The organism is Oscillatoria nigro-viridis PCC 7112 (assembly GCF_000317475.1).
Classification (GTDB): domain Bacteria; phylum Cyanobacteriota; class Cyanobacteriia; order Cyanobacteriales; family Microcoleaceae; genus Microcoleus; species Microcoleus nigroviridis.
The window spans coordinates 4,875,039-4,897,950 of sequence record NC_019729.1; the positions used below are offsets into that span (position 1 = coordinate 4,875,039).

The following is a 22,912-nucleotide window of genomic DNA, read 5'->3' on the forward strand; positions in this document are numbered from 1 at the left end:
CGGAATCAACCTAAACCCCTATCAGGGATTGAAACACAAATCGATTGATTGACGGATGATTTGGACTGCCGGAATCAACCTAAACCCCTATCAGGGATTGAAACCCAATACTACAAGTAACTCCTTGAATACCACCGCCACCACAAGCCGGAATCAACCTAAACCCCTATCAGGGATTGAAACGCTAATCGTCGGTGTACTAGTCGGTCTGCTAGTGCCGGAATCAACCTAAACCCCTATCAGGGATTGAAACAAGCCAAGCTTTCCGGCTTCCAATCTTAAAGGAACGCCGGAATCAACCTAAACCCCTATCAGGGATTGAAACATCAGCAGCCGGAACAAATAGCGACCGATCTTATTAGCCGGAATCAACCTAAACCCCTATCAGGGATTGAAACAAGATGATTTTTAGAGAGTGAACAAATCCGATTAGCCGGAATCAACCTAAACCCCTATCAGGGATTGAAACTCTATATCTCGGTTTCCGTTATTTTCAACAAGTCGAGCCGGAATCAACCTAAACCCCTATCAGGGATTGAAACAGAAGAACTTAAAAAGGAAACGCCGCCGGAACCTGTTAGCCGGAATCAACCTAAACCCCTATCAGGGATTGAAACTACCGATCGCCCGCAATTCGATTTACCCCACGGGAAGCAGGCCGGAATCAACCTAAACCCCTATCAGGGATTGAAACTCCACAACTTCGATTTGTTCGTCAGCGGGCGATCGCCGGAATCAACCTAAACCCCTATCAGGGATTGAAACTTTCTTGAGTGCGTTGAGCTTATTGCCGTACTGTCTGCCGGAATCAACCTAAACCCCTATCAGGGATTGAAACGAAAATTGTTAACCTTCCAGCTTCTCTCAATCCACGCCGGAATCAACCTAAACCCCTATCAGGGATTGAAACTTATCCTGTTTGGGGTTATTCCCCGCCCTTTCGGTTTTCAGCCGGAATCAACCTAAACCCCTATCAGGGATTGAAACAGGTGGATTCTCAGTTCTATCGAAGGGATTAGGGGCCGGAATCAACCTAAACCCCTATCAGGGATTGAAACCACACATCGACAAATACAATTCAACTTCCTTGCTAATCGCCGGAATCAACCTAAACCCCTATCAGGGATTGAAACTTGTCCGTAGTTTTGCCAGAGTTGCAAATACGTTTGCCGAAATCAACCTAAACCCCTATCAGGGATTGAAACCAGTAATTGCTGATGAAGTCTCATCAGAACAGGCTTCGCCGAAATCAACCTAAATCCCTATCAGGGATTGAAACCTGTATATCAGTGATTCCCGTAGCATTCCTAAATCGCCGAAATTAACCTAAATCCCTATCAGGGATTGAAACTCCTTGCGATTGACAATGAAGCCCGCCAGCGAGCGCCGGAATCAACGTAAATTCCTATCAGGGATTGAAACTTTCGGAAGTATTCAGGAAGTCCTGGACGCATCAACACCAAGAAACCGGGTTTTTTACGGTTTCTGGGGCTGTAACAAAGTATTTCGTGAAAAACCCGATTTCTGAGCACAGGTGAGTAAGTCGGAAGTATTGTTAAAGTGGGTTTGAGTTGCGAATTCGCCCGTTGTAATCAACTCTGATTCTGCCATCTTGGGAAACCGTAACAACAGTTTCTACAGTATAGACAGACGAACCAGGCTTGTAACCCTTAAAAGTAAAAGTCCAAGTTCCATCGCCATTGTCAACAAACGGCGATTCCTTAGAAGTACCGTGCATAGAAGCTTCAGCTCGATAGTTGCCTAAACCCCCGTTGGCAACTTCTGCTGCTTGACGGGCTAAGTTTTTTGCCCGATTGAGTTGGATATTATTGTTAATCACTGTCACGCCGTCGGTCTGATATTCAGGAGCAGGATTGCTCGAGGCGGGGGAGACTCCCACAGCTAAAGTTGAGAGCGCTACCAGACAAGCAAGTCGAATGTATAGTTTCATAATACAAACTGATTTATAGTTTGATAAAGTCTACAACACTTGCCCGAAAAAACCCGGTTGAATTTTCAATTTTTAATTTTCACTTGTGAATCGGCTGGGGTTTCCCCACCGTTCAAATAGCGGTAACTCATTCGAGAAATCTCCCGAATCAATGCTTGAGCTGGCTTCTCGGTTTCCGGCGGATGCTTCACCATCACCGCCACCAAATAACGCTTACCGTTCGGCAAATCCACCATCCCCGCATCCGCAAGCATTGTATTAATGTTGCCGGTTTTGTGAGCAATAACTGAACCTTCGCCTAAACCTTTCGGCAGCAAAGAATCATTTCTAGTTTGGCGCATGATTTGCAAAATGCGATCGCGCGATTTCACCGATACCAAATTACCCCGATCGACCTGGGCTATGATATTAATCAAATCCTTCGGACTGGTAGTATTAGTTCCCTCCAAATCGGGCAACTTATTACGCAGAACTGTGGTACTCAAACCCCAATTTGCAAAATGCTGATTCAAAACCTCAGCACCTCCCAACAACTCAATCATCATATTTGTTGCCGTATTGTCGCTGACAACAATCATCTTTTGGGCAACTTCCAAAGCCGAATACTTCTTACCCGGAGAGTCGTCTTGCATCTCCCCAGAACCGCCGACAATGTGTTCGGGCTTCAGCGTCAGCATCTGATCTAACTGCACTTTGCCCTCATCTACTGCTTGGAAAAAAGCTACTAAAATTGGCACTTTAATTGTGCTAGCTGAAGCAAAAGCAGTATCGCCATTAAAATTTAGGTAGCTTCCAGTATCTAAATCGACTAGAAATATTCCGGCTGTCAAACTAGGATTTTCTGTTGCTAAAACCTGAACTTGCGTTTTCAAAGCTCCTAATTCTTGATTGAGTTGCAGCACTTCTGGGGTTGCGGATGCCGCAGATGCGCTATCGGCTGGGTTTTTCTGCCCTGCGGTGGTTTGTTCTTCTGGCGCTACAGTGGATGCTCGACTGACGGCATTTACCACCGACAGCAGCGTACCGCAAATCACCGCCATCCCAACTCCCAAAATCAGCAAGCGAGTAGCGTACACCAACGGCGGCACGCTTCGAGGTGCCGGTCGTTTGCCCGGTCTCTGACTCGCTTGCGGGCGCGGTTGAGGCACGGGGGGTTTTTTGGCATCTGGGGGGATTACCGTGTCTGGAATGCGAACTGGGGGGGAACTGGGACGACTTCCACGGGTTGCAGGGGGAGTGGCAGTTGGGAGCTGGCTGTTGGGATTGCTGGCGATCGAACTCACATTTTCCCGCTCCAGAGTCGGGTCCGGAAACTCGAACATATCGACAGCAGCGAGACCTTTTTTGCGCGGTTGGCGAGTCTTCGACTGCGGAGTTTTGCTGGTTCTGGGTTTTCTGGGGTTAATTGCCGATCGGGGATCGGATAAAAAGTCTTGTGTAGTAAATTCTTCCGAAGATGTGGGAGAATTGGCTCCAATTCTGCTGCCGCGACCCTGTTGCAGTGGCAAAGTCGCAGGTTCGGGCGATCGAATTTCTGAATTGCCGTTTTGCGGTTGGGGAGGACGGCGGCGGCCCGAGTTGCCAGACTGACTTGCTTTGCCGGACTTAGGCTGCTTTGAGCCGGAGTTGGGAGAGGATATCGACGAGGATATCACCGATAATATCGATCCTTTGGGAAACCGCTCTGCCACGTCTTACTCCTTCATCACTAATGTAAAGTTCAAGTTTAAGATTTTTCAGCTTGCCAGCCAATCAATTTTAGATTTTAGATTTTAGATTTTAGATTTACCCCAGACGCTGCATGGTATCAGCAACCGGGTTTATTGCTCGCAAATTATCGCAAAGCTTAGGTTTTTAGTCAAGAAACCCTGTTACGAAAGTGACAAGTGGGTGCAGGAAAGTTCTCTGTGAAAAAAATCCTCAATCTCACATCCCCAATTATCAGCATTTCTGCTAGCTATCCGTTTGATTTTCCGGTAACGCCCCATCCAGAGTATCAGAATTTGTCTCTCGCGGGTAAGTTTTGATTGCCCATTCTGTTTGGCGGAGGACGCCCCGCAGCATGGCGACTTCATCCACTGTCGGATAGGCCCTGTTGTACAAACGCCGAAATTTTTCCATCCGGCTTGCTGCTGTGTGCTGCTGCAAATATCCTATTTTGAGTAACAGCGTTTCTAGTTGCCGGTAATATCCCTCTAAATGTTCCAAGGGAGCCGATTCCTTCTGGCCGCTGACAACTGACAACTGACAACTGACAACTGACTTGTATAGTTCGTAACAGCAGATAGCGACGGCTTGCGCGAGATTTAGGGAAGTGTAGGCATCGCTGGTGGGAATGCGGATCAGGCGTTGAGCGCGGTTTAATTCGGCATTGGTCAAGCCGCAGTCTTCTCGGCCGAAAATGAGGGCGCTGGGGGCTTCTAGGAGCCAAGGCAAAGCCTCTGCGGGTTCTTCTAGTTGTGTTGGCAACGATCGACTATCATCTCCTGTAGTTGCGATCGCTCTGACGCACCCAACCAAAGCAGCGGGCAAACTCTCGACTACTTTAGCCGTTTCCAATATGTCGGCGGCGCGAACAGCCATCAGTCGGGCTTCTTCCCCTAAATGATCGCATTGGGGATTTACCAAAACTAATTGGTGCAAACCCATATTTTTCATGACGCGGGCAACAGAACCGACATTCAATGGGCCTGCAGGTTCGACTAAGACTATTCGGATGTTGGCGCCGGCCGTTTCGAGCATTTAATTTGGGGAGATTTTTAGCTGAAATTGGTTGGTTTCGTTTCCTCAGCAACAGGCTTTTCGGCCTGTTCGACAACAAATTGAATCTTGTGGAACAGGCCGAAAAGCCTGTTCATAAAAATGGTACAAAATGTGAGTTAGTAATGTACTTTCCAAATTAGCATGGCTAAGCAACGATCGAAATCTGATTTGCCGACAAAAATGTGCCCGGTGTGCGATCGACCTTTTACTTGGCGCAAAAAATGGGCGGACTGCTGGGATGAGGTAAAATACTGTTCCGAACGTTGTCGCCGCCGCCGTTTGGCGGCTCAAGATTAAGAATTTAGGGCAAGTTGCTCGAACAAAGCTAAGATTGCAAAGGAAAAATTTTAGGTTATTAGGTTATAAATTATGGCATCGCAACAAGTGCAACCAAAGCTAGTTATTCACGGCGGTGCCGGCAGTTCTCTACACAGTAAAGGCGGAATTGAGGCGGTGCGGAAATCGCTTTACGATGTTTTGGAGGAAGTTTATCCGCTGCTGAAAGACGGCGCAAGTGCCGTAGATGCAGTGGTGCGGGGCTGCCAATTATTGGAAGATGACCCGCGATTCAATGCCGGTACTGGTTCTGTAGTGCAGTCGGACGGTCAAATTCGGATGAGTGCTTCGCTGATGGACGGTTTGATGCAGCGTTTCAGCGGGGCGATTAATGTTTCTCGCGTTCAACATCCGATCGAACTTGCTCAATTTTTGCAGCATTCGGACGATCGAGTTCTCTCTGATTTTGGTTCGGCGGAATTGCTGCGAGAACTTCAATTGCCGATTTACGATCCGATGACGGATTTGCGCTTGCACGAGTGGATGCAGGAACGCCAAGGCAATTTTAGCAAAGCAATGGCTGACGTGGTTGCCGAACCGGCCGGTATGGGTACGATCGGAGTCGTAGCTTTGGATGTGCACGGACGCTTGGCTGCTGGGACTTCGACTGGTGGCAAGGGTTTTGAGCGCATCGGGCGGGTTAGCGACTCGGCGATGCCGGCGGGAAATTACGCGGCCCAAAGTGCGGCGGTAAGCTGTACCGGGATTGGCGAGCACATTATGGACGAGTGTTTGGCAGCGCGAATTGTGATTCGGGTAACGGATGGTTTGAGTTTGAAAGCTGCTTTTGAGCGTTCTTTTACTGAAGCTGACGAACGTCAACGGGATTTTGGCGCAATTGGAATTGATGCTAGCGGGGCGATCGCTTTCGGCAAAACTAGCGAGGTGATTTTGGGTGCTTTTCACAACGGTATGGAAATGGGCGATACTTTGGAAATGAGCAAGGGAACGTTAATTTTTATTGCTTAAAAAGGATCTAGAAATTGTCAGTCTGCGGAGCGAGATACCCGACTTGTTCAAAAAGTCGGGTATCTCGCTCCGCGTTAGTTTTATATCAAATTTAATCGCATCATAATTGATATTATATCTCGTCCGATCGATTGACCGTAATATCCCGGCCGGGCGGTTTTTTGAGATTGGAGATTGTTGGCAGATATTGGCAGGTTTATCCGCCGCCACCTGATTTCGGGCGAAGCGAAGCGGAGGGCATCGACCGGACAGGATAAGCTGTTGCGGCATTTAAATTGTCTGTCAAAAAAAAATTAAAGTTTTGTGGGGTGTCCCGCCCGCCCTGAATATACAATTTAAATGCGCGACAGCTTATTACCCACAATCAGGACACGGCGCCGTGCCGTTTTCCTAGAATTACTCTGGCAATGCTTACATCTTTCATCGAAAAAGATTGATTCTTTTGGGCTAGGGAAACTGCAATGCCATTTCCTCATTCCTTAGACTCAGAAATTGAGCGATTTTTTTCAGGCAATTTAGGAACACTTGATTCACCATTAGTTACTTTTCCCTGAGCAATTTGCTCTGTGCCACTAACAATTTTCTGTTTTTGTTCTGCCAGACGCTTCTGTTTCAATGCACGATTTCTTTCTTCGGGCAGTTGCATTGGGGAGCATCTCATATTTGTAAAAACACTGCTTCTGGTTCCTTCATTCTGACTCTTTCCTTCTGACTCTTTCCTCAAAACTCCAATTTCTAGCGGAGGGCTGCTTTCATGGAGATGCTCCCATGTATTTGCCCTGCAAATCCGTGAACTCTAGCTTTCCCCTAGGGAATCGCCCAAATCCATAACTAAGCTGTTGTGCATTTAAATTTTGTGTTGAGGGCGGGCTTTCGGGCCCAACCACTACTCCCCACAAGAGTGAAAGTTTATTTGACCCAGCCCAAAAACGGATACCGTGCCACGTACTCCTGTCGTGGAAAGATCAAAATTTTCGACCCTAGTTCAAGCTTCCAGATTTATCTGTGGGGTAAATCTCAAATCTCAAATCTCAAATCTCAAATCGACTGACCATGTAATTTAAATGCCGATTAGCTTAACGATAATTAGGTAGGCGCACATAAACCCGATAGTGTAACAAAATGTAAACCTATACTCACCTGGGTGATTGCATTCCTACGGAGGGCGAAGCTAACGTTTCATTCCCATAACATAATTAATATATTTTTAAGATTCATCTACTTTAAATAACGGAAAGCTATCTTAAACTCAGCCACTGGTAAACTCGCGACCTTGATTGTCGGCCAGACATTTTAGTGCTAATCTATTAACAAAATAAAAGGGGTCATGGCAAAGGACGACTTCAAATAATATATAAGTTAATAATTCGGCTCATCCGGGTCAGGAAGTCGATCTGTAGCCTCATTTTTGGAATAAAAAGGTGAGATAAATGAAAATAATCAAGCAAACAGCAAGTGAATTAATCATTCAGACTCAAAGTATATTTGATTTTTGGTTCCCTAGTTGTTTATTCATGATATTTGGACTGATATCGCTGACTTTTGACTATCATGCAGCAAGTCTGAGCTGCCAGCGATTGCAGGCAAAACAAGGAAAGTGCCAGATTGTGCGATCGAATTTACTGGGGTCGAATATCAAAGAAATTGAGCTTGCTTCTTTGCGGGGAGCTAAAGTTGAAAGATGCGGCTATAAAACCAGAGTTGTACTTTTGACTTCTGTTGGCAATGTTCCTTTCACTGCTAACTCCCCTAATTGGGGAACCCAAGATGCTGTTGCTTCTGACATCAATTTTTTTGTTAAAAATGCAAAAAATCGATTGCTGCGCTTAAGCCAAGATGAGCGCTGGTTGGGATGGACAGGAGGCATATTTTTGCTCACAGGAATCGCAGCGATCGTCTTGAGAAATAATGAAACCTACAGCTTCGATGAAACTTTAAACACCTTGACTGTTAAACAGCGGGGTTTGTTGGCAAGTACAGTAATTCAATACTCTCTGTGCGAGATTTATGGCGTGGAAGTCGATCGCACAGAAGATCGGGGTAATGACATTTGGTACGAAGTCAGACTGTTAGCTTGTGGAGGTTCTCGCATCTCCCTACCCCGCACGATGAACCCATACCAGCAAGCAAAAATCGCCAAAGCGATTAACAACTATCTGCACCAGCAAAAATAACCAAAAATAGCCGATCGCGATTAACCCGATTTCTCAAGGTTGCGGACTTACGCAGAAACCGGGTTTTTCACCAAAATCTCTTCTAGAGTGCCATCGCTTCCGTTATAAAAACCCGGTTTCTTTGGTATCAAGTGCGAAACTCGCGGGTGGAAACTCATCATCTAAAAAGCGAACAATCGTTCATTTTTTAGGTTCTTTCAACTTCCAACCTGGTTTGACAACTTGCCGGGAACGGGCAATTACTAAACCGTCATTCGGCACATCTTCTGTCACCACAGAACCCGCCGCTACAGTAACATTTTCCCCCAAAGTTATCGGTGCAACCAGCACGCTGTTAGAACCCGTTTTACTCCGATCGCCTATTTGAGTTTTGTGCTTGTTTTTTCCGTCATAATTCGCTGTAATTGTCCCAGCACCGATGTTGACTTTTTCTCCCAAAGTCGCGTCGCCTAAATAAGACAAGTGAGCAACATTAGTTCGATCGCCTAGTTGAGTATTTTTCAATTCTACAAAATTGCCGATGCGGCAGTTCGCCCCAACTTCTGCGTGTCCCCGCAAGTGTGCGTAAGGGCCAATTCGCGAATTTTCAGCAACCATACTGTCAGAAACCACCGAATAAAGCACAGTCACATTTTCCGCAATCTGACTGTTTTCGATCAAACTGCCGGGGCCGATGCGACTCCCAGAGGCGATCGAAGTGTTTCCCCGCAAGTGAGTTTGCGGTTCAATTACCACATCCGGCTGCAACTCTACGGTATCGTCGATGGTGATGCTGTTGGGATCTAGCAGCGTCACTCCCGCCGTCATCCACTTGTCCTTGATCCGCGTTTGCAAAATATCGCAAGCTGTAGCTAAATGTTTGCGATCGTTAATTCCCAATATTTCTTGATAATCTTCCACATCCACCGCCATCACCGGACTGAGGAAATTTACCGTATCAGTTAGATAATATTCTTTTTGGTCATTATCTGCCTTCAATTCTGGCAAAATTTTCTCTAAATCCGGCCAGTGAAAGCAGTAAACACCTGCATTAATGCGGTGATTTTGCTTTTGAGCTTGTGTGCAGTCCCGGTCTTCGACAATTTGCTCGACTAAGTTTTGACTGTCGGTAAATACTCGCCCGTAGCCTTGGGGATTAGGCAAATTAGCTGTCAATAAAGTAGCAGAGTTTTGGTGCTGTTGGTGAATGGCAATCAATTGTTTGATAGTTTCTGCCCTCAGCAAAGGTACATCCCCATTTAAGACGAGCAAGTCTCCTTTAAATCCCTCTAAGTGAGGCAGCAATTGTTGGATGGCATGACCTGTCCCCAATTGTTCGGTTTGTTCGACAAATTCTAGGGGAGGAGATTGAGGATTTTTCCCTGATTTTTCTTGACCTCGAATCAGGGATTCTTTAACGAGTTCGCCTCGATAACCGACGATGACAAGCCGCCTGGTAATTTGAATTTCTTGACAACTTTGGAGGACTCGCTCCACTAGCGATCGACCGCCCAATTCGTGTAGAACTTTAGGCAAGTCAGATTTCATGCGCGTGCCGCGTCCAGCCGCTAAAATTGCTATTGCTACCATTGTGAGATCGAGTTATTTGCTATAAAAACTTGAATATTGACTAAATGATGATATCACTCGCTGTCCGCCGATGGCACTGCGATCGCACAAATTTTTCATCTAAACTTTCTCATCTCGCATCCGCGCGATCGAGGTTTTTTCCAGACGGATGCTGGTTGTAGGCGCGATGCTTGCAACATCTCGACTGGCGCGCCCGGTATCAAAAACCTGGTTGCAGCAGCAGTATTTGGCGGCCGGTCGAAAAAACTTGCATTCCTCATTACAAACCTGAGTTCGTTTGGGAGTAAGGACTGCGAGTCTTTTCCCAAGGGCTCGGAGGGGGAGCGAGAGTGATAATTTGCATCTTAGGGCTGGGATTTGCCACGATACATTATACTATTTGTTGAATTTCAGTTAGGTTGTTTTCAACTTTAAAAAACTATTTCTGACTTGTTCATTCCTTCTGCCTTCTACCTTCTGCATTATCAGGTGTCCAGCTATGACAGAGCTTAATTTTCAGGAACTTGCCAAGCAGGGAAATCTCGCCACTGCGATCGCATCTTGGCTAAACAGCCAGTTGCAATCTGAAGGCATCACGGCCTCGGCAAATCTCGACGGCGACTGTTTGGATGTAATTCTTGAGGCCGAGCAGGTACCCATAGAAAATACCTTAGTTGATTTTGTTCGCACCGAGCTGACGAATTTGCAGCCGGATTCGATTCGCAAAGTGAAGGTTGAGGGCCGAGAAAGCGGTCAGATTGCTGCTGCTTGGAGTCAAGAGTTTAGTTTGGAAAACAGCAATTTTGAACAACAGAGCTTTGCAGGAGAAGCTGTACCAAATACTGCTGTTGCTAATATGGACGATCGCATGGAGAACAATTTTGAGCAGGAAAAACCGCCGGAACTTGCTGCATTTGAGAACCGACTGCGATCGACTTTCATTGTAGTCGGGCTAGTAACGGGTATGTTGGCGATCGCGGTGGTGGCGTTTGTCGGTAAAATTTTGAACCAGCCGACAGCAAATGCGGGGAATAATACCGATGAAACAGCAAATTTAGCAACTCCACCGGATACTGCTCCAGATACTTTTCGAGAAGCCGTTAACAGCGCGCTCAAAGCAGCAGAATTGGGGCGAGTGGCAAAAACCAAGGAAGATTGGACGATAGTTACCGATCGTTGGCAAGAAGCCGTCTCATTAATGAGAAGAGTACCAGTGTCTAGCCCCAACCATCAACTAGCTCAAGCAAAAGTAATCGAGTATCAGAAATATCTGCTTTACGCTCAAGAAGCCGCAGTAACTCCCCCTCTGCCAACTCCAACTCCCGCACCAGCCGAAAAATTACCTTCGGAAAAATCAACTCCTAAAAAATCCAATTCGCCCAAAGAAACTTCGGAAAAAGCAACTCCTAAAAAATCCAATTCTGAAAATAGAGCTTCTGAGAAAGCAACTTCTAAGAAATCTCCTTCCGACAAAAAAGAAGAACCAGAGAAAAAATCTCCTTCTAGATAATGTTAAACTATAGATTTGAAGAATTATGACTGACAACACTTTAATCGTTTCTCCTGAATGGTTGGCCACCCATACCGACAATCCGCAAGTTGTAATCATTGACTGTCGTTTTTCCCTGGCCGACCCGGAATTGGGACAAAAACAATATCAAGAAAGTCACATTCCGGGAGCTTCCTATTTAGATTTAAACCGCGATCTCGCCAGTTCAGTCGGCAAACACGGCGGTAGACATCCGCTGCCAAATATTGAAGAATTAGCTGATAAATTGAGCGCGATCGGCATTAATTCACCTGAAACTTTAGTCGTCGCCTATGACGATTCGCGGCTGGCCTTTGCAGCTCGTTTGTGGTGGCTGCTGCGATATATGGGACACAGCAAAGTGGCTGTGTTAGACGGCGGTTTCAGCGCATGGAAAGCGGCGGGCTATCCGGTAACAAGTATTTTGCCAGACCCCCGCGAGGGTAAATTTATTGCTCGCTTGCAGCAGGATTTGGCGGTAGATATTGAGGCGGTAAAAGAGCGTAAAGACTTGCCGGGACAAGTTTTGGTTGATTCGCGAGAAAGCGAGAGATATGAAGGTTTGCGGGAGCCGATCGACCCCATTGCAGGTCACATTCCGGGTGCGGTTAACTATCCTTGGCAAGGGGTGACGGATGAAACTGGAAAAGTGCGATCGGCATCCGAACAAAAACAGCGGTGGACAGAATTAGAAAAAGCTGAAGAAATTATTGTTTATTGCGGTTCCGGGGTGACGGCTTGCGTTAATTTACTGTCTTTAGAAATCGCCGGAATTCCCGATGCTAAACTTTATGTCGGTAGCTGGAGTGACTGGTGTTCTTATCAGTTGTAGGGTGCAGGAGCGAGATGATTGTGGACTGTTGACTGTTGACTGTTGACTGTAAGTTGTATGGTAGCCGGCATTCCTGTCAACTTAACGTTAAACCCTCAGTCCGGCGGCCGTTGAAACAAGAGCCTCAAAGCGAAAGTCCTCGCTTTGAGGACTAATGAGTTCTTCAGTCCTCTTTGAGAGGACTTTAGCTATGAGACAGGGAATTTATTCCCTGGCGGACTGTTGGGTCAGCGGGAGGACGGGCGGACTAAAAGCTTAAGTTGACACCAATAGGTAGCGGGTAATCATTTCGACTGGCATCTTGCACCCTTCTCAAGAAAAGGCTAATGGACAATGGTGCAAGATGTCAGTTTCGGCGCACATCAATGTAGTTGTAAGGTGCGCGCTGTGCACCTTACGGCGAATTAAATAATACCCTAAAAATCAAAATAAATATAAGGCAAACCCCCTTCGGGAGCCAACACCCAAACCGCATACAAACAAAGCGGCACTAACACCAATTTCAGCGGCCAATTTAACTCCAATTTCAAACCCCGACTCAACGCATAATTCCCCAGCATCGCTGCAGCCAAAGCCACCAACATCCAAGTTAAATGCACTCTTTCCAAACCCAAAGCTTCTACATAAACTTTCTCAGCAAACTGCACGTCAGCAGTGTGTCCCCACAAATGCGAAATCGCCCATCCAGAATCCTTTAAATCGGGAAGGCGGAAAAATATCCAACTACCAAAAACCATCGCCTGAGTCAACAGCCAACCGATCGCAATACCGATCGGATTTTCCCACAAAAACTCGATCCGCCACCGCTTAAACAGCACATCAGTCAGCCTGTGAACCGCCAAAGCTAAACCGTGTAAACCCCCCCACACAATAAATCCCCAAGCTGCCCCGTGCCAAATTCCCGCAATTAACATGACGATCGACAAATTGAGACAAGTGCGCCACAAACCGACTCGCGAACCCCCCAAAGGAAAATACAAATAATTGCGTAGCCAATCGCCTAAAGTCATGTGCCAGCGTCGCCAAAAATCAGCTATGCTGGCACTAAAATAAGGAAAATCAAAATTTGGCGGCAAATACCAACCCAGCAGCAAAGCAGTACCGCGCGCCATATCAACATAGCCGCTAAAATCGAGATAAAGTTGCAGCCCGTAAGCAAAAATAGCCAGCCACAAATCCTCGCTACCCGCCCGCTGCAAGTTGGTAAAACTTAAATCGACATAAATTCCCAAGTTATCTGCGAAAAGACCTTTTTTTACTGCACCGAAGGCGATCGTCCAAAGTCCCTCAGAAATGCGATCGGGCGTCGGAAATTGCTGGGTTTTCAGTTGATAGATCAAGTTGTGATACCGAGTAATCGGGCCGGAAATCAGTTTCGCGAAAAACAACTTGTAAGCAGCAAAGTGCAGCAGCGAAGTAGCAGCAGGCGCGCCTCGGTACACGTCAATCAAATAAGCAATGCACTCAAAGCAAAAGAAACTCAATCCCAGGGGTGCGATGACGTGACTTTTCACCCAGCCAGCACCGTCGATAGCTAAATGCCAATTGAACAAAGTGCCGATCGAACTCAATAAAAAAGGCACATACTTAAAGCCCAGAAGCAGCAACACATTCAGGCAGATGCCTATCCACAGCAGCAACAAACGGCGGCGGTTCCAAGATTCATTAGCAATCCGCCAATCCAGAGGTTCCCCAATCGCCATCGCCAAGTAATAATTAAACAAAGCACCGACTAACAGCAGAGGAATGTACCAAATTTGCAGCGAAGCGTAAAATATTAAACTACCCGCCAACATGATGAACAGCCGCCACCACTGCAGCGGAACCAACCAGTAAGCTGCGAACAAAACTAACAGAAACAGGGCATATTGAAGGGAGATGAAAGTCATACCATTTTAGATTTTAGATTTGAGATTTTAGATTTTAGATTTGGGAAGGGCTTATGTTGTATGGGTTGGGGTTGCGGGCCTGCTGTTGCATTGTTTTTATTAATCGAGACTTTGCTAAGAACGAGATTTATCAGGGATTTTAGCCGATCGCCTACACGAAAACAGGCTCTCGGTAAGTCCCTACTATATAGTCGGCCACTGAGAACTGCTATATTTTACAGCACAAAGGTTAAATTCTGTTGCAAATCAAATAAATCTTGCCTGCTCTAAATTAGCTCTCTTACGAAGAATATAAAATTCTGTGGAAAAAAATATAATTATCTCTCTTTTGTCACTTCGGGCGAGAGTATAGCGGTAGGGTGCGTCGCTCATTGATAGTCGTAAATAATCAGAATTCTGGCGGCGACGCACCCTACTTTAATTAGAATAGGATTAGGATAATAATCTCTACCGAAAGTTACAGAAGAGGGTTATGTTCGCAGCATCGGACTTCATTCCTCAAAAGCTACAATTCCTGATATCGTTTCCCTTCGCATCGGAATAATATTTTTTATCGTGCAGCCTTAGCATCCCGCACAGCAAAAAAGTGATGTAACCCAAAATGTTTTGAATTCATCACGATAGCAGGTATTTGACAAGTAGTTCGATCGCATTTCAACCCTTGAAAAACCTCAAATTCGGTCAGATCGGGTATCGTAATGTCGATAAAAATTGCGATCGGTTGCTCAAAGAGCCGCCGATCGCAAATTTGCAGCACGGTGGGGGTTTATATCGCAGTACAATGACTTTCTGCCAGCAAGTTTTTCAGCAAATACCGAAAAACTATCTTCATCCTCCCCAATCAAAACTTTTGCTGCTGAATCCGCCGCTGGCGATCGCCCGGAACCCCGCAAGCTACGAGAATTTGCGCTTGCCAGCGGTATTTCATCTCCCTTAGCAGCGGACATATCCAAAGGGTTTTCTTCCTCTCCAGGATACAGAATCGGCAGCGTGACAAAAAAAGTCGAACCCACTCCGGGCGAACTTGTGATTTCAATGCTTCCCCCTAGAAATTCCGCCAGTTTTTTGCACAGAGACAATCCCAATCCCGTGCCTTTGACGCCCTTCTGCAAGGGATTTTCTATTTGGACAAATTCTTCAAAAATCCGCCTTTGGTCGGCTGGGGGAATGCCGATGCCCGTATCTGCTACTGAAAAAGTAACTGTTCCCTCATCTCCTATTTCCGCAGCAACTCTAACTTCACCTGCTTCGGTAAATTTGAGGGCATTAGAAACCAGATTTCGCAAAATCTGAGAAACTTTTCCCTCGTCGGTTGTGAGGATTGGAAGTTCGAGAGGATCTTCAAAAATTAGAGAAACGGCAGAGTTTGGTGGAAGCAGGGGGCGCATCATTCCTCGCAGGGCGCTGAACAAATCTTCGACTTCAAAATCAGCCAAACGAACAGTTAGTTTTCCGGCTTCCACTTTTGCTAAATCTAATGAGTCGTTGACAAGTTCTGCGAGAGACTCGGCGGCTTTGTAAATGTAATTTACTTGCTTTTCCTGTTCGGATGAAAGTTCTCCGTCGAGGCGATTTAACAATATTTCCGAAAGGCTCATAATTGCCGTTAGCGGAGTGCGAAACTCGTGGCTCATATTGGAGAGAAAGCTGGTTTTGAGTTCGCCCTCTCGCCGGAGAGATTCGGCCTTATCGTTCAATTCAGCGTAAAGTGCCAGGACTCCGCGATTGGTATCTTCTAGTTGTTGATTTAATTGTACGAGTTCTTCTTGACGCTGGCGGAGTTCGTCTAAAGTACGCAGTAATTCTTGATTTTGCTGCTGAATTTCAGCATAGGGATCTTCGGGAATTTGGCGCGCTAGTTTGTCAACTAATTGATTTAGTTCGATCGCACTCAGCGCCGGCATATGTTTGGAAAACTGTTTAATTAATTGTACAGCCGTTCCGCGATCGGGCCGAGAGTCGATTTGCACTTCGTCCATCAACCGTTTAGCTGCTGCTAAACCGAGTCCCGCGCCTGTTTGCGATCGAAAATTGGGGCTTAACACAGTCGCTAAATCAGCAATTCCCGGCCCCGTGTCGGAAATCCGAGTCCGAAAAATTTGGGGCGATTCCCCTTCCACAATGAATTCTACTTTGCCGCCGCCTGCATATTTGAAAGCATTGCGGGCAATTTCGGAAACTGCTGTGGCGATGCGGGTTTGTACTTGGGAATCGAATCCCAGCCATGCGGCAATTTGGCGAGCTCTTTGGCGTACTTGTACGATGTCTTGTTCAAAACGGACTTCCGTCGTCAGGATTGGGTAACTCACGCTGCTTCTCTTACCTTGGCTACTATAACTGTCATGTCATCGCGAGTGCGTTTGAAGTCCCGGTAGAGCACGGCTGCGATTAAAGCAGGATGTCTGGAGGCTAAACCCGGATAGCGGTTTAAATTCCACTGCGCCGCCAAACCGTCGGAGTGCATGATGAGTAGGGACTGCTGCGACCAAGGATAGACAAATTCTGCTACTTTTCGCATCATATGTCCAACTGTGCCGTTGTAGGAAACCATGCTGCGGCTTTGGTTATCTGTGACAACTACACCGCTGATGTTGCCAATTCCGGCAAAACAAACTGTTTGTTGGGTACGATCGATTTGGGCGATCGCCGCAGCCGCTCCTCTGGTATTTTTTAAAGCAGCGTGCGCCTTCTCTAAAATTGCTTTCGGCCCGAGTTTGGCGTTTTCCTCAAATACCCGCACTGCTTCGCCAGACGCTTCCTCCGCCAAATCCCCGTAGCCGAGCCCGTCTGCAACTAAAATCAGGTTTTTGTCAAGGTGATTTTCCGCAGCCCAGGAATCCCCGCAAATTTGCTCTCCTGCTTTCGGTAAGTGGATAACCCCTAATTCTAAGTAATTGCTGTTTTGGGATGCTTCCCGGCTATTTTGGGTCGGTTCCAGCCGCGCTAATAAGGCTGTCCCCAGTTTCGGTACAGAATGAATATCAAAAAAAGTAGAGAGGCGTTTAATTGCCCCCAGTCCAGTTCCAGGGCTTCCCGCTGTAGAAAAACCGTCCCGCATACACAGCGCGACATTTGCCATTCCCTGCCCCCTATCGAGCGCTACTATTTCAATGCTATATCCTGCCGCTGTTTTGAATGTTCGCAGCAAAAGTTCTCCTTCGCGGGCGTGCTTGACCAGGTTTTTTGCTGCTTCGGTGGTAACAATTGCCACTTTACCGCGATCGGTCTCGTTAAATCCAACTGCGGTCGCGAGGGCGACTGCGATTCGGCGCGCTTCTCCCACTTGACTTTCTTCTGTTACGGGCAGGGCTACGGCATCTATCATTTTTTATCAGCTCTCATCATGAAATCCTCCACACGCCAACCCTCTCCGGGTATGGGCTGGCATTCCCAGAATCACTTCTTGGCTTTTGTGGTTGCTTTTTATACCAATTTAAAAAAGAATGCAACTATACGCAAGCTCCAAACCCCGATAGTCATCAGTCATTCCCAATGCTTTAATCTAAAATCTCAACTCTCAAATCCTATAGCGCGTCGCGTGAGAACCCCGGTCTTTCCCGCAGGGTATGAAACGCACTTGTAGCCTTTAGGCTACGAGTCTGTGTTATAATAATTGAGCAATGCCGAACAAGTAGGCGTATCAACTACGTGATGAACTATTCCTAGTACGGTGAGATTCCCGGCAGTAAGACACCCTCAGCGTTCATCGTCTGAGAAAGACTAAGGCACAGCCAAGCAACGCAGGATAGTGAGCGTACCGAACTGGCAAGCGTGTTGAAAAGTGCGAACGAAAGCATACAAAAAGTAAGCGTAATTGCAACACCGAAAGGTAGTTGTTTTGAACGTCTAGAGGTGTCTTGACAGCACCTTTAAGAGTGTTAAAGTTTCTCAAGAATCTCCGTACCTTCAGGTCGGAGAGTGTCAATACTTGCTCACCGCCAGCGGACGATCGCAATTTTAGTCCCCTTACCCACTTTGGAAACAATCTCAAATTCGTGCATCAACCGCTTGGAACCACTGAGCCCCAAACCCAAACCGTGATTAGAAGTATAACCGTCAGTCATTGCCAATTCGATGTCTGGAATTCCCGGGCCCTTGTCTTCAAATATCAGCCTCAGCCCTTTGCGGGTGCCTAATTGCAGCGTTTCGAGAGTTACAGTTCCCCCTTTGCCGTACTCTACAGTATTGCGGGCGAGTTCGCTGGCTGCGGTAACGATTTTCGTTTGGTCTACTAAACCGAATCCCATTGCTACAGCCCAAGTTCGCACTTGCTGTCGGACGTGGACTATATCGGATGACGATCGGATTTCTAGTGTCTCACGTTTTGACATGGCGGCTATTGTACCAAAATAGAACTTCTCCCCAAAATATAGGACTTACACTCATCAACTTAGTTTCTGATACTTTTAATTCAGACAATCCCCGACAATCGGCGAAAATCTGAATATAGCACACTCATCAGACACGTCTGAGAGTATGGTGGTATCCCACAAAGCTTTGAGAAAAATTCCCAAAGCACCATTAAAGTCACGGGGTATTTCACAACCACAATTGGGGCATCAAAAGACTTTAGAACCGCCCAATTTTTTATGAATATGACCGCATTTTGTACAAGTTTTAGAAGTGTATTCTTCAGTTACCCTAACCAATCTCGAACCGTAACGATTACAGAGATGTTCTAAGGTTTGGGAGAATTGATAGAATGCCCAAGTCATCATTGCTCTCGCTGACTTAGAATTGAGCTGGCGAGTAGCTTTTGCCACCATCTGAGAAGTTTCAAAAGTTGGCAAGTAAATGACATCGTAATTGCGTGCCAAGTAGCTTCCCACTTGCTTGTGAATTTCCGAACGCAAGTTCTTGATTTTAGTCCTAACTTTTTCCATCGCCTGTCTTAGTCGGTAACGCAATCGGGAAAACTCACCACCTTTTAATTGGCTAAGCTTTGACTGCATTTTGTCTAAATGTTGACATATCCTAGCGATTCTCCCAAAGTCGTATTTACCGAATTCAGTGAAATAATTGCCATCAAACCCGGTCAAGAAACAGCGCAGTCCGGGGTCAAGTGCGATGGTCTTACCACCATTCTTTGGTTCTGGAACGTCCATCTCTACAGGCATATTTACAAACCAACGCCCTTTGTTGTAGGTAACTTCTACGGCTTTGTTGTAGTTAGTCAAGCAAAAATCTTGTCCAGTCCAAAGAGGCTTCTCTAAAACTTTACTAGCATTAGCCATTAGATGACCATTCTTGTAGTCGCCAGGAGCGAACTGAATTGTCTGTTTTTGGTCGCGGACCGCTCGGAATCGAGCTAACTTCAATCCGACTAAAGGATTGATTTTTGCCTTTTTTCTTTTACCTGTTTGAGCGGGCTGCTTGTCGGTTTTCTTCCAAGCTGTGTAAGCCTCAAAGAGTGCGTTATCTAACCCGTGAGCTATTCCTAGCTCTTTGCACCACTCAGGGATTATCTGGTAGTCCAAGGTTTTACAAAAACTCCGAAATGCTTGCTTGCCTGAAGTCTTTAATACTGGCTGATTGGTCTTTTTGTCCACTGTGTAGTAGGTAAATTTTCCTTGATGTTGATTGAGGTAAGCTATCGCGTTATTGTAGACTTTTCGATTGGCGTGAATCCTCAGTAGCCAGATTTTCTTGGTCTCCCCCTTTGGGTACACTCGGTAGGTCAGAGTCTTCAATGATTTGCTTTTTGTACTTTTTGAGTCCGTAGAGTCGGCAACTGAAGACGTGGATGATGGCGAGTATGTCTTGAACCCTTTTTCTTTCTGGACTAAGTGAGTTATTGTTGAGAACCAGAATTTTACACCCGCCCCGCTCCGCAAACCATGAGATAAGATCGAACCCGAATCGGCACAGCCTATCTTTTGAGGCAATGACAACCATTCCGATGTCGCCTGTGTAAATGTGTTCCAGTAGGGCGATAAGACCTTTCCTTTTGAAATTGAGGCCGCTCCCGATGTCTTGGATGATTTCACATCCGGGGTAGCGAGACAGAAGAAAGTCAGTCTGTCGTGGAAGGTCGGCTTTTTGACTTCGACTGCTAACTCTGGCGTAGAGGATGGTTGATTTAGTAGATGGAATATCGACAATTGAGTCGCAGTCGTACCGTCGCTGTCCTGACGGTGTTCTGTAGGCTTTGATTTTCCCTTCTTTTTCCCACCGCTCAAGGGTTTTTGAACATACTCCAAGTCGTTGAACAGCGATTCTTGGTGGTACATATTTGGACATATTGAGTTTTTCTGTGTGAATCACTCCATCCTAGAGCGATTGTCGAGGCTTTTACGGAAATGTCTAAGAAAAACTCGTCCTAGGGATTACTCCTAATAGTCCTGGACGCACTTACTACGATTTTCTCTCAAAATAAAACATCGTGCAGGAATCTCAAACCCTTGATTTAATATCGTTTCCGGTTGCATCGGAATGATCGAGTCAAGGTCGTGCAATTCCACATTCCCCCACGGACGACTCCCCACTCCCGATCGTCAGGAGTGTTACCGGAATTGATATAACCCCCTTGAGTGCGTAAGCCCTCTCCTAAGAAATCTTTAGTTTGTCAACAATGTATCTACAAACAAATCAGGTTTCTTGACTGCCTGTGCCTCAGTCATGGGACAATTTATCGACTGCTTCCGCTTGCTCGTCAGGAGACAAACCCAAGGATTTTCGCAGCAAAATCATGCCCTTTTCAACGCTTAAAGCTGTGCGAACTCCTGTCAGGGAAAGCCCCAACTCAACGAGCGTAATAGCAACCGCTGGCTGCATCCCGACCACAACTGTCTCCGCATCTAAAATTCGCGACATACTAGCGATATTGTTGATAATGCGACCGATAAAAGAATCCACAATTTCGAGGGAAGAAATTTCTATTAAAACACCTTTGACGCCTGTTTTGACTATGCGGCTCGTCAGGTCATCTTGCAGCGTCATTGCTAAGCGATCGTGCATATCTACTTGAATCGTTACTAGCAAAAATTCTCCCATTTGAAGAATCGGTATTCGTTCCACAGATTCACCTATTTGTTAAGTTTTACTTGACTTTTCCTGTCTGACTGCAATATGTTTATCTTTCCTCTTTAAGATTTTTTATAGTTAAACCTTGGCGCTGCAACGCAACTTTAAAAGCATCTGCTAAAGTAGCTTTGGTGAGAATATCCTGCAAGTCCACTCCCAAGTGAACTATGGTTTGAGCTATTTGCGGGCGAATGCCGCTGATGATGCACTCAGTACCCATTAAACGGGCGGCGGCTACAGTTTTTAATAAATGTTGAGCAACTAAAGTGTCAACAGTCGGCACGCCTGTAATGTCTAAAATCGCAAATTCTGAGCCGGTTTCCATGATTTCCTGCAACAGAGTTTCCATGACTATTTGAGTGCGGGCACTGTCGAGAGTCCCGATCATGGGTAAAGCGAGAATGCCTTGCCAAAGTTTGACGACGGGTGTTGACAATTCGAGCATTTCTTGCTGCTGGCGTTCGATGACTTCTTCGCGAGCTTTGAGAAAAATTTCTGTCACCCAAAGGCCAAGCTGGTCTAATAAACTGGTGGAAAGCCAAAGTTGTTCGACAAGTGCGTCGCGGTTTTGTGTGAGTTCGTGACAAAGCCGATCGAACAATGGCTTTTTGAAGCATAAAATGAAACTCGCTATCTCTGAGGGAGTAAAGCCTCTCTGAACGCGCGATCGCGAAACTTCTGCTAGCAGCACCCGCATATTTTCCCATTCGGGTGTCTGGATGTCGCTAAAGTTACCGTGCCCCACTGCAATGTGGAGCAATTGCAGGAACTCTTGACACTCGGAGCGCAATTCTTTGGCTCTCATCAAGTCGTCCCGCCGCAGCCCGGTATTTTGCAGTTCTTTGAGCCAGTCTGCTAGTAACTCTGCTTTGTGTCTTTGTATGATTTCCGCGATCGTGTTATTGCTTGTGAGTTCCATTAAAATTATCTCCTGCTTAGCAATTGGGATGAAGTTGTACGAGCGATTCTCTACGGGATAGCTTCGCACGCGCGCACCAAGCGTGTTTTTTGATGGGGCAACTTCTGAGTTTAGCTCACTGTTTGCTGTTTGCGATCGAGGGTTAAGTACCGAATTGTAAAATGCGTTTGACGATCGCACTGGTAGAACTCGGAACTTCTATTTCGATCAAGGAAATCTTGCCACCTCCGGCGATAACGGCCGGTGCTTCCGGCAGAGTTTCGACTTGATAGTCGCCTCCTTTAACGTATATATCAGGCTTCAGGATATTTATCAGTTTAGTTGCTGTAATTTCGGAAAAAATTACTACGGCGTCTACCGGTTTGAGGGCTGCTAACACTTCGGCTCGCTGATTTTCCGGTACGATCGGGCGGGGTGGCAATCCCGGCTGCTGCGGTTTGATAGCTTGCACGCTGGCGTCGCTATTCAAGCCCACCACAAGCGATCGCCCCAAATTTTTTGCCGCCTGCAAATAGCGGACGTGACCGCAGTGCAGGATATCGAAGCACCCGTTAGTAAACACGATCGGACGCCACTTGTCCGGATCGGATGCGATCGATCTTTCAAGTTCTCTCAACCTGTAAACATCAGAAATCATTGCAGTCATTACCACCCAATTTGAACAGCGCTCAAAATTATCCTACCAAATAATGTGATATTTTGCACTTGTGCTATTAAATAATCAATCAGTCAATCTGCCACTAATTAATTATTGCTTGTGAGTAACTATTAATTAGTAATTGGTAAGCTTGAACGAAGAATGGATAAGTAAAAATTACCGACGGCGAAGCCGAGCTGAAAAACATAATTGCCAACAAAAAAACAGCTACTCGTCTATCTGTGACGGCCGTATCCTGCTGTTGGTAATTGGAGGCTAAAAAGGTTGGAAAACAATTATTTATTCCCGCCCTCTCTTATATCAATTACTATAAGACAAGGGA

At 46.2% G+C, this 22,912-nt stretch carries 19 protein-coding genes and 1 CRISPR repeat array (1 of these 20 running past the window's edge); of the genes, 5 read left to right on the forward strand and 14 right to left on the reverse strand.

Annotated features, from left to right (window positions below; genetic code table 11):
* Window positions 1–1,422: direct repeats of the CRISPR family, unit length 37 nt; unit sequence GCCGGAATCAACCTAAACCCCTATCAGGGATTGAAAC (it extends 1,596 nt beyond the left edge of the window).
* Window positions 1,423–1,555: 133 nt separating this feature from the next.
* The 3 genes from OSC7112_RS20460 to OSC7112_RS20470 form a co-directional block, all read right to left on the reverse strand.
* The gene (locus tag OSC7112_RS20460; RefSeq protein WP_015177691.1) at window positions 1,556–1,951 is read right to left on the reverse strand and encodes a hypothetical protein; all 396 of its coding nucleotides are present in this window, start codon (window positions 1,949–1,951) and stop codon (window positions 1,556–1,558) included.
* Window positions 1,952–2,016: 65 nt separating this feature from the next.
* A complete protein-coding gene (locus OSC7112_RS20465) occupies window positions 2,017–3,642 on the reverse strand; it encodes a serine hydrolase (protein WP_015177692.1) in 1,626 nt (541 codons plus the stop codon).
* 262 nt (window positions 3,643–3,904) lie between these two features.
* Complete coding sequence (locus OSC7112_RS20470; RefSeq protein WP_015177693.1) at window positions 3,905–4,693, reverse strand: RNA methyltransferase; 789 nt, start codon at window positions 4,691–4,693, stop codon at window positions 3,905–3,907.
* A gap of 162 nt (window positions 4,694–4,855) precedes the next feature.
* Here OSC7112_RS20470 and OSC7112_RS35990 point away from each other — a divergent pair, with 162 nt between their 5' ends.
* Window positions 4,856–5,011 (forward strand): DUF2256 domain-containing protein, encoded by a 156-nt coding sequence (locus tag OSC7112_RS35990; RefSeq protein WP_006631540.1) that lies wholly within the window; start codon window positions 4,856–4,858, stop codon window positions 5,009–5,011.
* Between the two features lie 72 nt (window positions 5,012–5,083).
* Window positions 5,084–6,019 carry an isoaspartyl peptidase/L-asparaginase gene (locus OSC7112_RS20475; RefSeq protein ID WP_015177694.1) on the forward strand — a complete coding sequence of 312 codons (936 nt, stop codon included), beginning with the start codon at window positions 5,084–5,086 and terminating at the stop codon, window positions 6,017–6,019.
* 472 nt (window positions 6,020–6,491) lie between these two features.
* Here the strand turns inward: OSC7112_RS20475 and OSC7112_RS39990 are convergent, their stop codons facing one another.
* Window positions 6,492–6,665 (reverse strand): hypothetical protein, encoded by a 174-nt coding sequence (locus tag OSC7112_RS39990; protein WP_015177695.1) that lies wholly within the window; start codon window positions 6,663–6,665, stop codon window positions 6,492–6,494.
* A 784-nt stretch (window positions 6,666–7,449) separates the two neighbouring features.
* Between OSC7112_RS39990 and OSC7112_RS20485 the strand changes: the two genes are divergently transcribed.
* Complete coding sequence (locus OSC7112_RS20485; RefSeq protein ID WP_015177696.1) at window positions 7,450–8,193, forward strand: hypothetical protein; 744 nt, start codon at window positions 7,450–7,452, stop codon at window positions 8,191–8,193.
* Between the two features lie 180 nt (window positions 8,194–8,373).
* Here the strand turns inward: OSC7112_RS20485 and glmU are convergent, their stop codons facing one another.
* Complete coding sequence (glmU, locus tag OSC7112_RS20490) at window positions 8,374–9,762, reverse strand: bifunctional UDP-N-acetylglucosamine diphosphorylase/glucosamine-1-phosphate N-acetyltransferase GlmU (protein ID WP_015177697.1); 1,389 nt, start codon at window positions 9,760–9,762, stop codon at window positions 8,374–8,376.
* A gap of 478 nt (window positions 9,763–10,240) precedes the next feature.
* Here glmU and OSC7112_RS39995 point away from each other — a divergent pair, with 478 nt between their 5' ends.
* Window positions 10,241–11,251 carry a hypothetical protein gene (locus tag OSC7112_RS39995; protein ID WP_015177698.1) on the forward strand — a complete coding sequence of 337 codons (1,011 nt, stop codon included), beginning with the start codon at window positions 10,241–10,243 and terminating at the stop codon, window positions 11,249–11,251.
* A 25-nt stretch (window positions 11,252–11,276) separates the two neighbouring features.
* Window positions 11,277–12,101, forward strand: coding sequence for a sulfurtransferase (locus OSC7112_RS20500; protein ID WP_015177699.1), 825 nt, complete (start codon window positions 11,277–11,279; stop codon window positions 12,099–12,101).
* 416 nt (window positions 12,102–12,517) lie between these two features.
* Here OSC7112_RS20500 and OSC7112_RS20505 read toward each other — a convergent pair whose 3' ends face one another.
* The 9 genes from OSC7112_RS20505 to rfaE2 all read right to left on the reverse strand — a co-directional run bounded on the left by OSC7112_RS20505 (window position 12,518) and on the right by rfaE2 (window position 22,569).
* Window positions 12,518–13,990: an MBOAT family O-acyltransferase gene (locus OSC7112_RS20505; RefSeq protein ID WP_015177700.1), complete on the reverse strand. Its 1,473-nt coding sequence runs from the start codon at window positions 13,988–13,990 to the stop codon at window positions 12,518–12,520.
* A 725-nt stretch (window positions 13,991–14,715) separates the two neighbouring features.
* Window positions 14,716–16,299: an ATP-binding protein gene (locus OSC7112_RS20510; RefSeq protein WP_015177701.1), complete on the reverse strand. Its 1,584-nt coding sequence runs from the start codon at window positions 16,297–16,299 to the stop codon at window positions 14,716–14,718.
* The gene (locus OSC7112_RS20515; RefSeq protein WP_015177702.1) at window positions 16,296–17,315 is read right to left on the reverse strand and encodes an ATP-binding SpoIIE family protein phosphatase; all 1,020 of its coding nucleotides are present in this window, start codon (window positions 17,313–17,315) and stop codon (window positions 16,296–16,298) included. The genes OSC7112_RS20510 and OSC7112_RS20515 overlap by 4 nt, the downstream gene beginning before the upstream one ends.
* Before the next feature lie 607 nt (window positions 17,316–17,922).
* Window positions 17,923–18,321, reverse strand: coding sequence for an anti-sigma regulatory factor (locus OSC7112_RS20520; protein ID WP_015177703.1), 399 nt, complete (start codon window positions 18,319–18,321; stop codon window positions 17,923–17,925).
* Window positions 18,322–18,549: 228 nt separating this feature from the next.
* Complete coding sequence (locus OSC7112_RS41865; RefSeq protein ID WP_263053537.1) at window positions 18,550–19,659, reverse strand: RNA-guided endonuclease InsQ/TnpB family protein; 1,110 nt, start codon at window positions 19,657–19,659, stop codon at window positions 18,550–18,552.
* Window positions 19,589–20,230: an IS607 family transposase gene (locus tag OSC7112_RS20530; protein WP_041622653.1), complete on the reverse strand. Its 642-nt coding sequence runs from the start codon at window positions 20,228–20,230 to the stop codon at window positions 19,589–19,591. Before OSC7112_RS20530 ends, OSC7112_RS41865 begins: the two co-directional genes overlap by 71 nt.
* A gap of 372 nt (window positions 20,231–20,602) precedes the next feature.
* Window positions 20,603–21,007: an STAS domain-containing protein gene (locus tag OSC7112_RS20535; RefSeq protein WP_015177704.1), complete on the reverse strand. Its 405-nt coding sequence runs from the start codon at window positions 21,005–21,007 to the stop codon at window positions 20,603–20,605.
* 55 nt (window positions 21,008–21,062) lie between these two features.
* Entirely contained in the window at window positions 21,063–21,932 is an 870-nt protein-coding gene (locus tag OSC7112_RS20540) for an STAS domain-containing protein (protein WP_015177705.1), read from the reverse strand.
* 142 nt (window positions 21,933–22,074) lie between these two features.
* Complete coding sequence (gene rfaE2, locus OSC7112_RS20545; protein WP_041623319.1) at window positions 22,075–22,569, reverse strand: D-glycero-beta-D-manno-heptose 1-phosphate adenylyltransferase; 495 nt, start codon at window positions 22,567–22,569, stop codon at window positions 22,075–22,077.
* Between the last annotated feature and the right edge of the window lie 343 nt (window positions 22,570–22,912).

Excerpts from the sequence above, each read along its gene's own strand:
- OSC7112_RS20460 (WP_015177691.1), bottom strand. The coding sequence starts at position 1,951 with ATGAAACTATACATTCGACTTGCTTGTCTGGTAGCGCTCTCAACTTTA.
- OSC7112_RS20470 (WP_015177693.1), bottom strand. The coding sequence starts at position 4,693 with ATGCTCGAAACGGCCGGCGCCAACATCCGAATAGTCTTAGTCGAACCT.
- OSC7112_RS35990 (WP_006631540.1), top strand. The coding sequence starts at position 4,856 with ATGGCTAAGCAACGATCGAAATCTGATTTGCCGACAAAAATGTGCCCG.
- OSC7112_RS20475 (WP_015177694.1), top strand. The coding sequence starts at position 5,084 with ATGGCATCGCAACAAGTGCAACCAAAGCTAGTTATTCACGGCGGTGCC.
- OSC7112_RS39990 (WP_015177695.1), bottom strand. The coding sequence starts at position 6,665 with ATGCAACTGCCCGAAGAAAGAAATCGTGCATTGAAACAGAAGCGTCTG.
- OSC7112_RS20485 (WP_015177696.1), top strand. The coding sequence starts at position 7,450 with ATGAAAATAATCAAGCAAACAGCAAGTGAATTAATCATTCAGACTCAA.
- glmU (WP_015177697.1), bottom strand. The coding sequence starts at position 9,762 with ATGGTAGCAATAGCAATTTTAGCGGCTGGACGCGGCACGCGCATGAAA.
- OSC7112_RS39995 (WP_015177698.1), top strand. The coding sequence starts at position 10,241 with ATGACAGAGCTTAATTTTCAGGAACTTGCCAAGCAGGGAAATCTCGCC.
- OSC7112_RS20500 (WP_015177699.1), top strand. The coding sequence starts at position 11,277 with ATGACTGACAACACTTTAATCGTTTCTCCTGAATGGTTGGCCACCCAT.
- OSC7112_RS20505 (WP_015177700.1), bottom strand. The coding sequence starts at position 13,990 with ATGACTTTCATCTCCCTTCAATATGCCCTGTTTCTGTTAGTTTTGTTC.
- OSC7112_RS20515 (WP_015177702.1), bottom strand. The coding sequence starts at position 17,315 with ATGATAGATGCCGTAGCCCTGCCCGTAACAGAAGAAAGTCAAGTGGGA.
- OSC7112_RS20520 (WP_015177703.1), bottom strand. The coding sequence starts at position 18,321 with ATGTCAAAACGTGAGACACTAGAAATCCGATCGTCATCCGATATAGTC.
- OSC7112_RS20530 (WP_041622653.1), bottom strand. The coding sequence starts at position 20,230 with ATGTCCAAATATGTACCACCAAGAATCGCTGTTCAACGACTTGGAGTA.
- OSC7112_RS20540 (WP_015177705.1), bottom strand. The coding sequence starts at position 21,932 with ATGGAACTCACAAGCAATAACACGATCGCGGAAATCATACAAAGACAC.
- rfaE2 (WP_041623319.1), bottom strand. The coding sequence starts at position 22,569 with ATGATTTCTGATGTTTACAGGTTGAGAGAACTTGAAAGATCGATCGCA.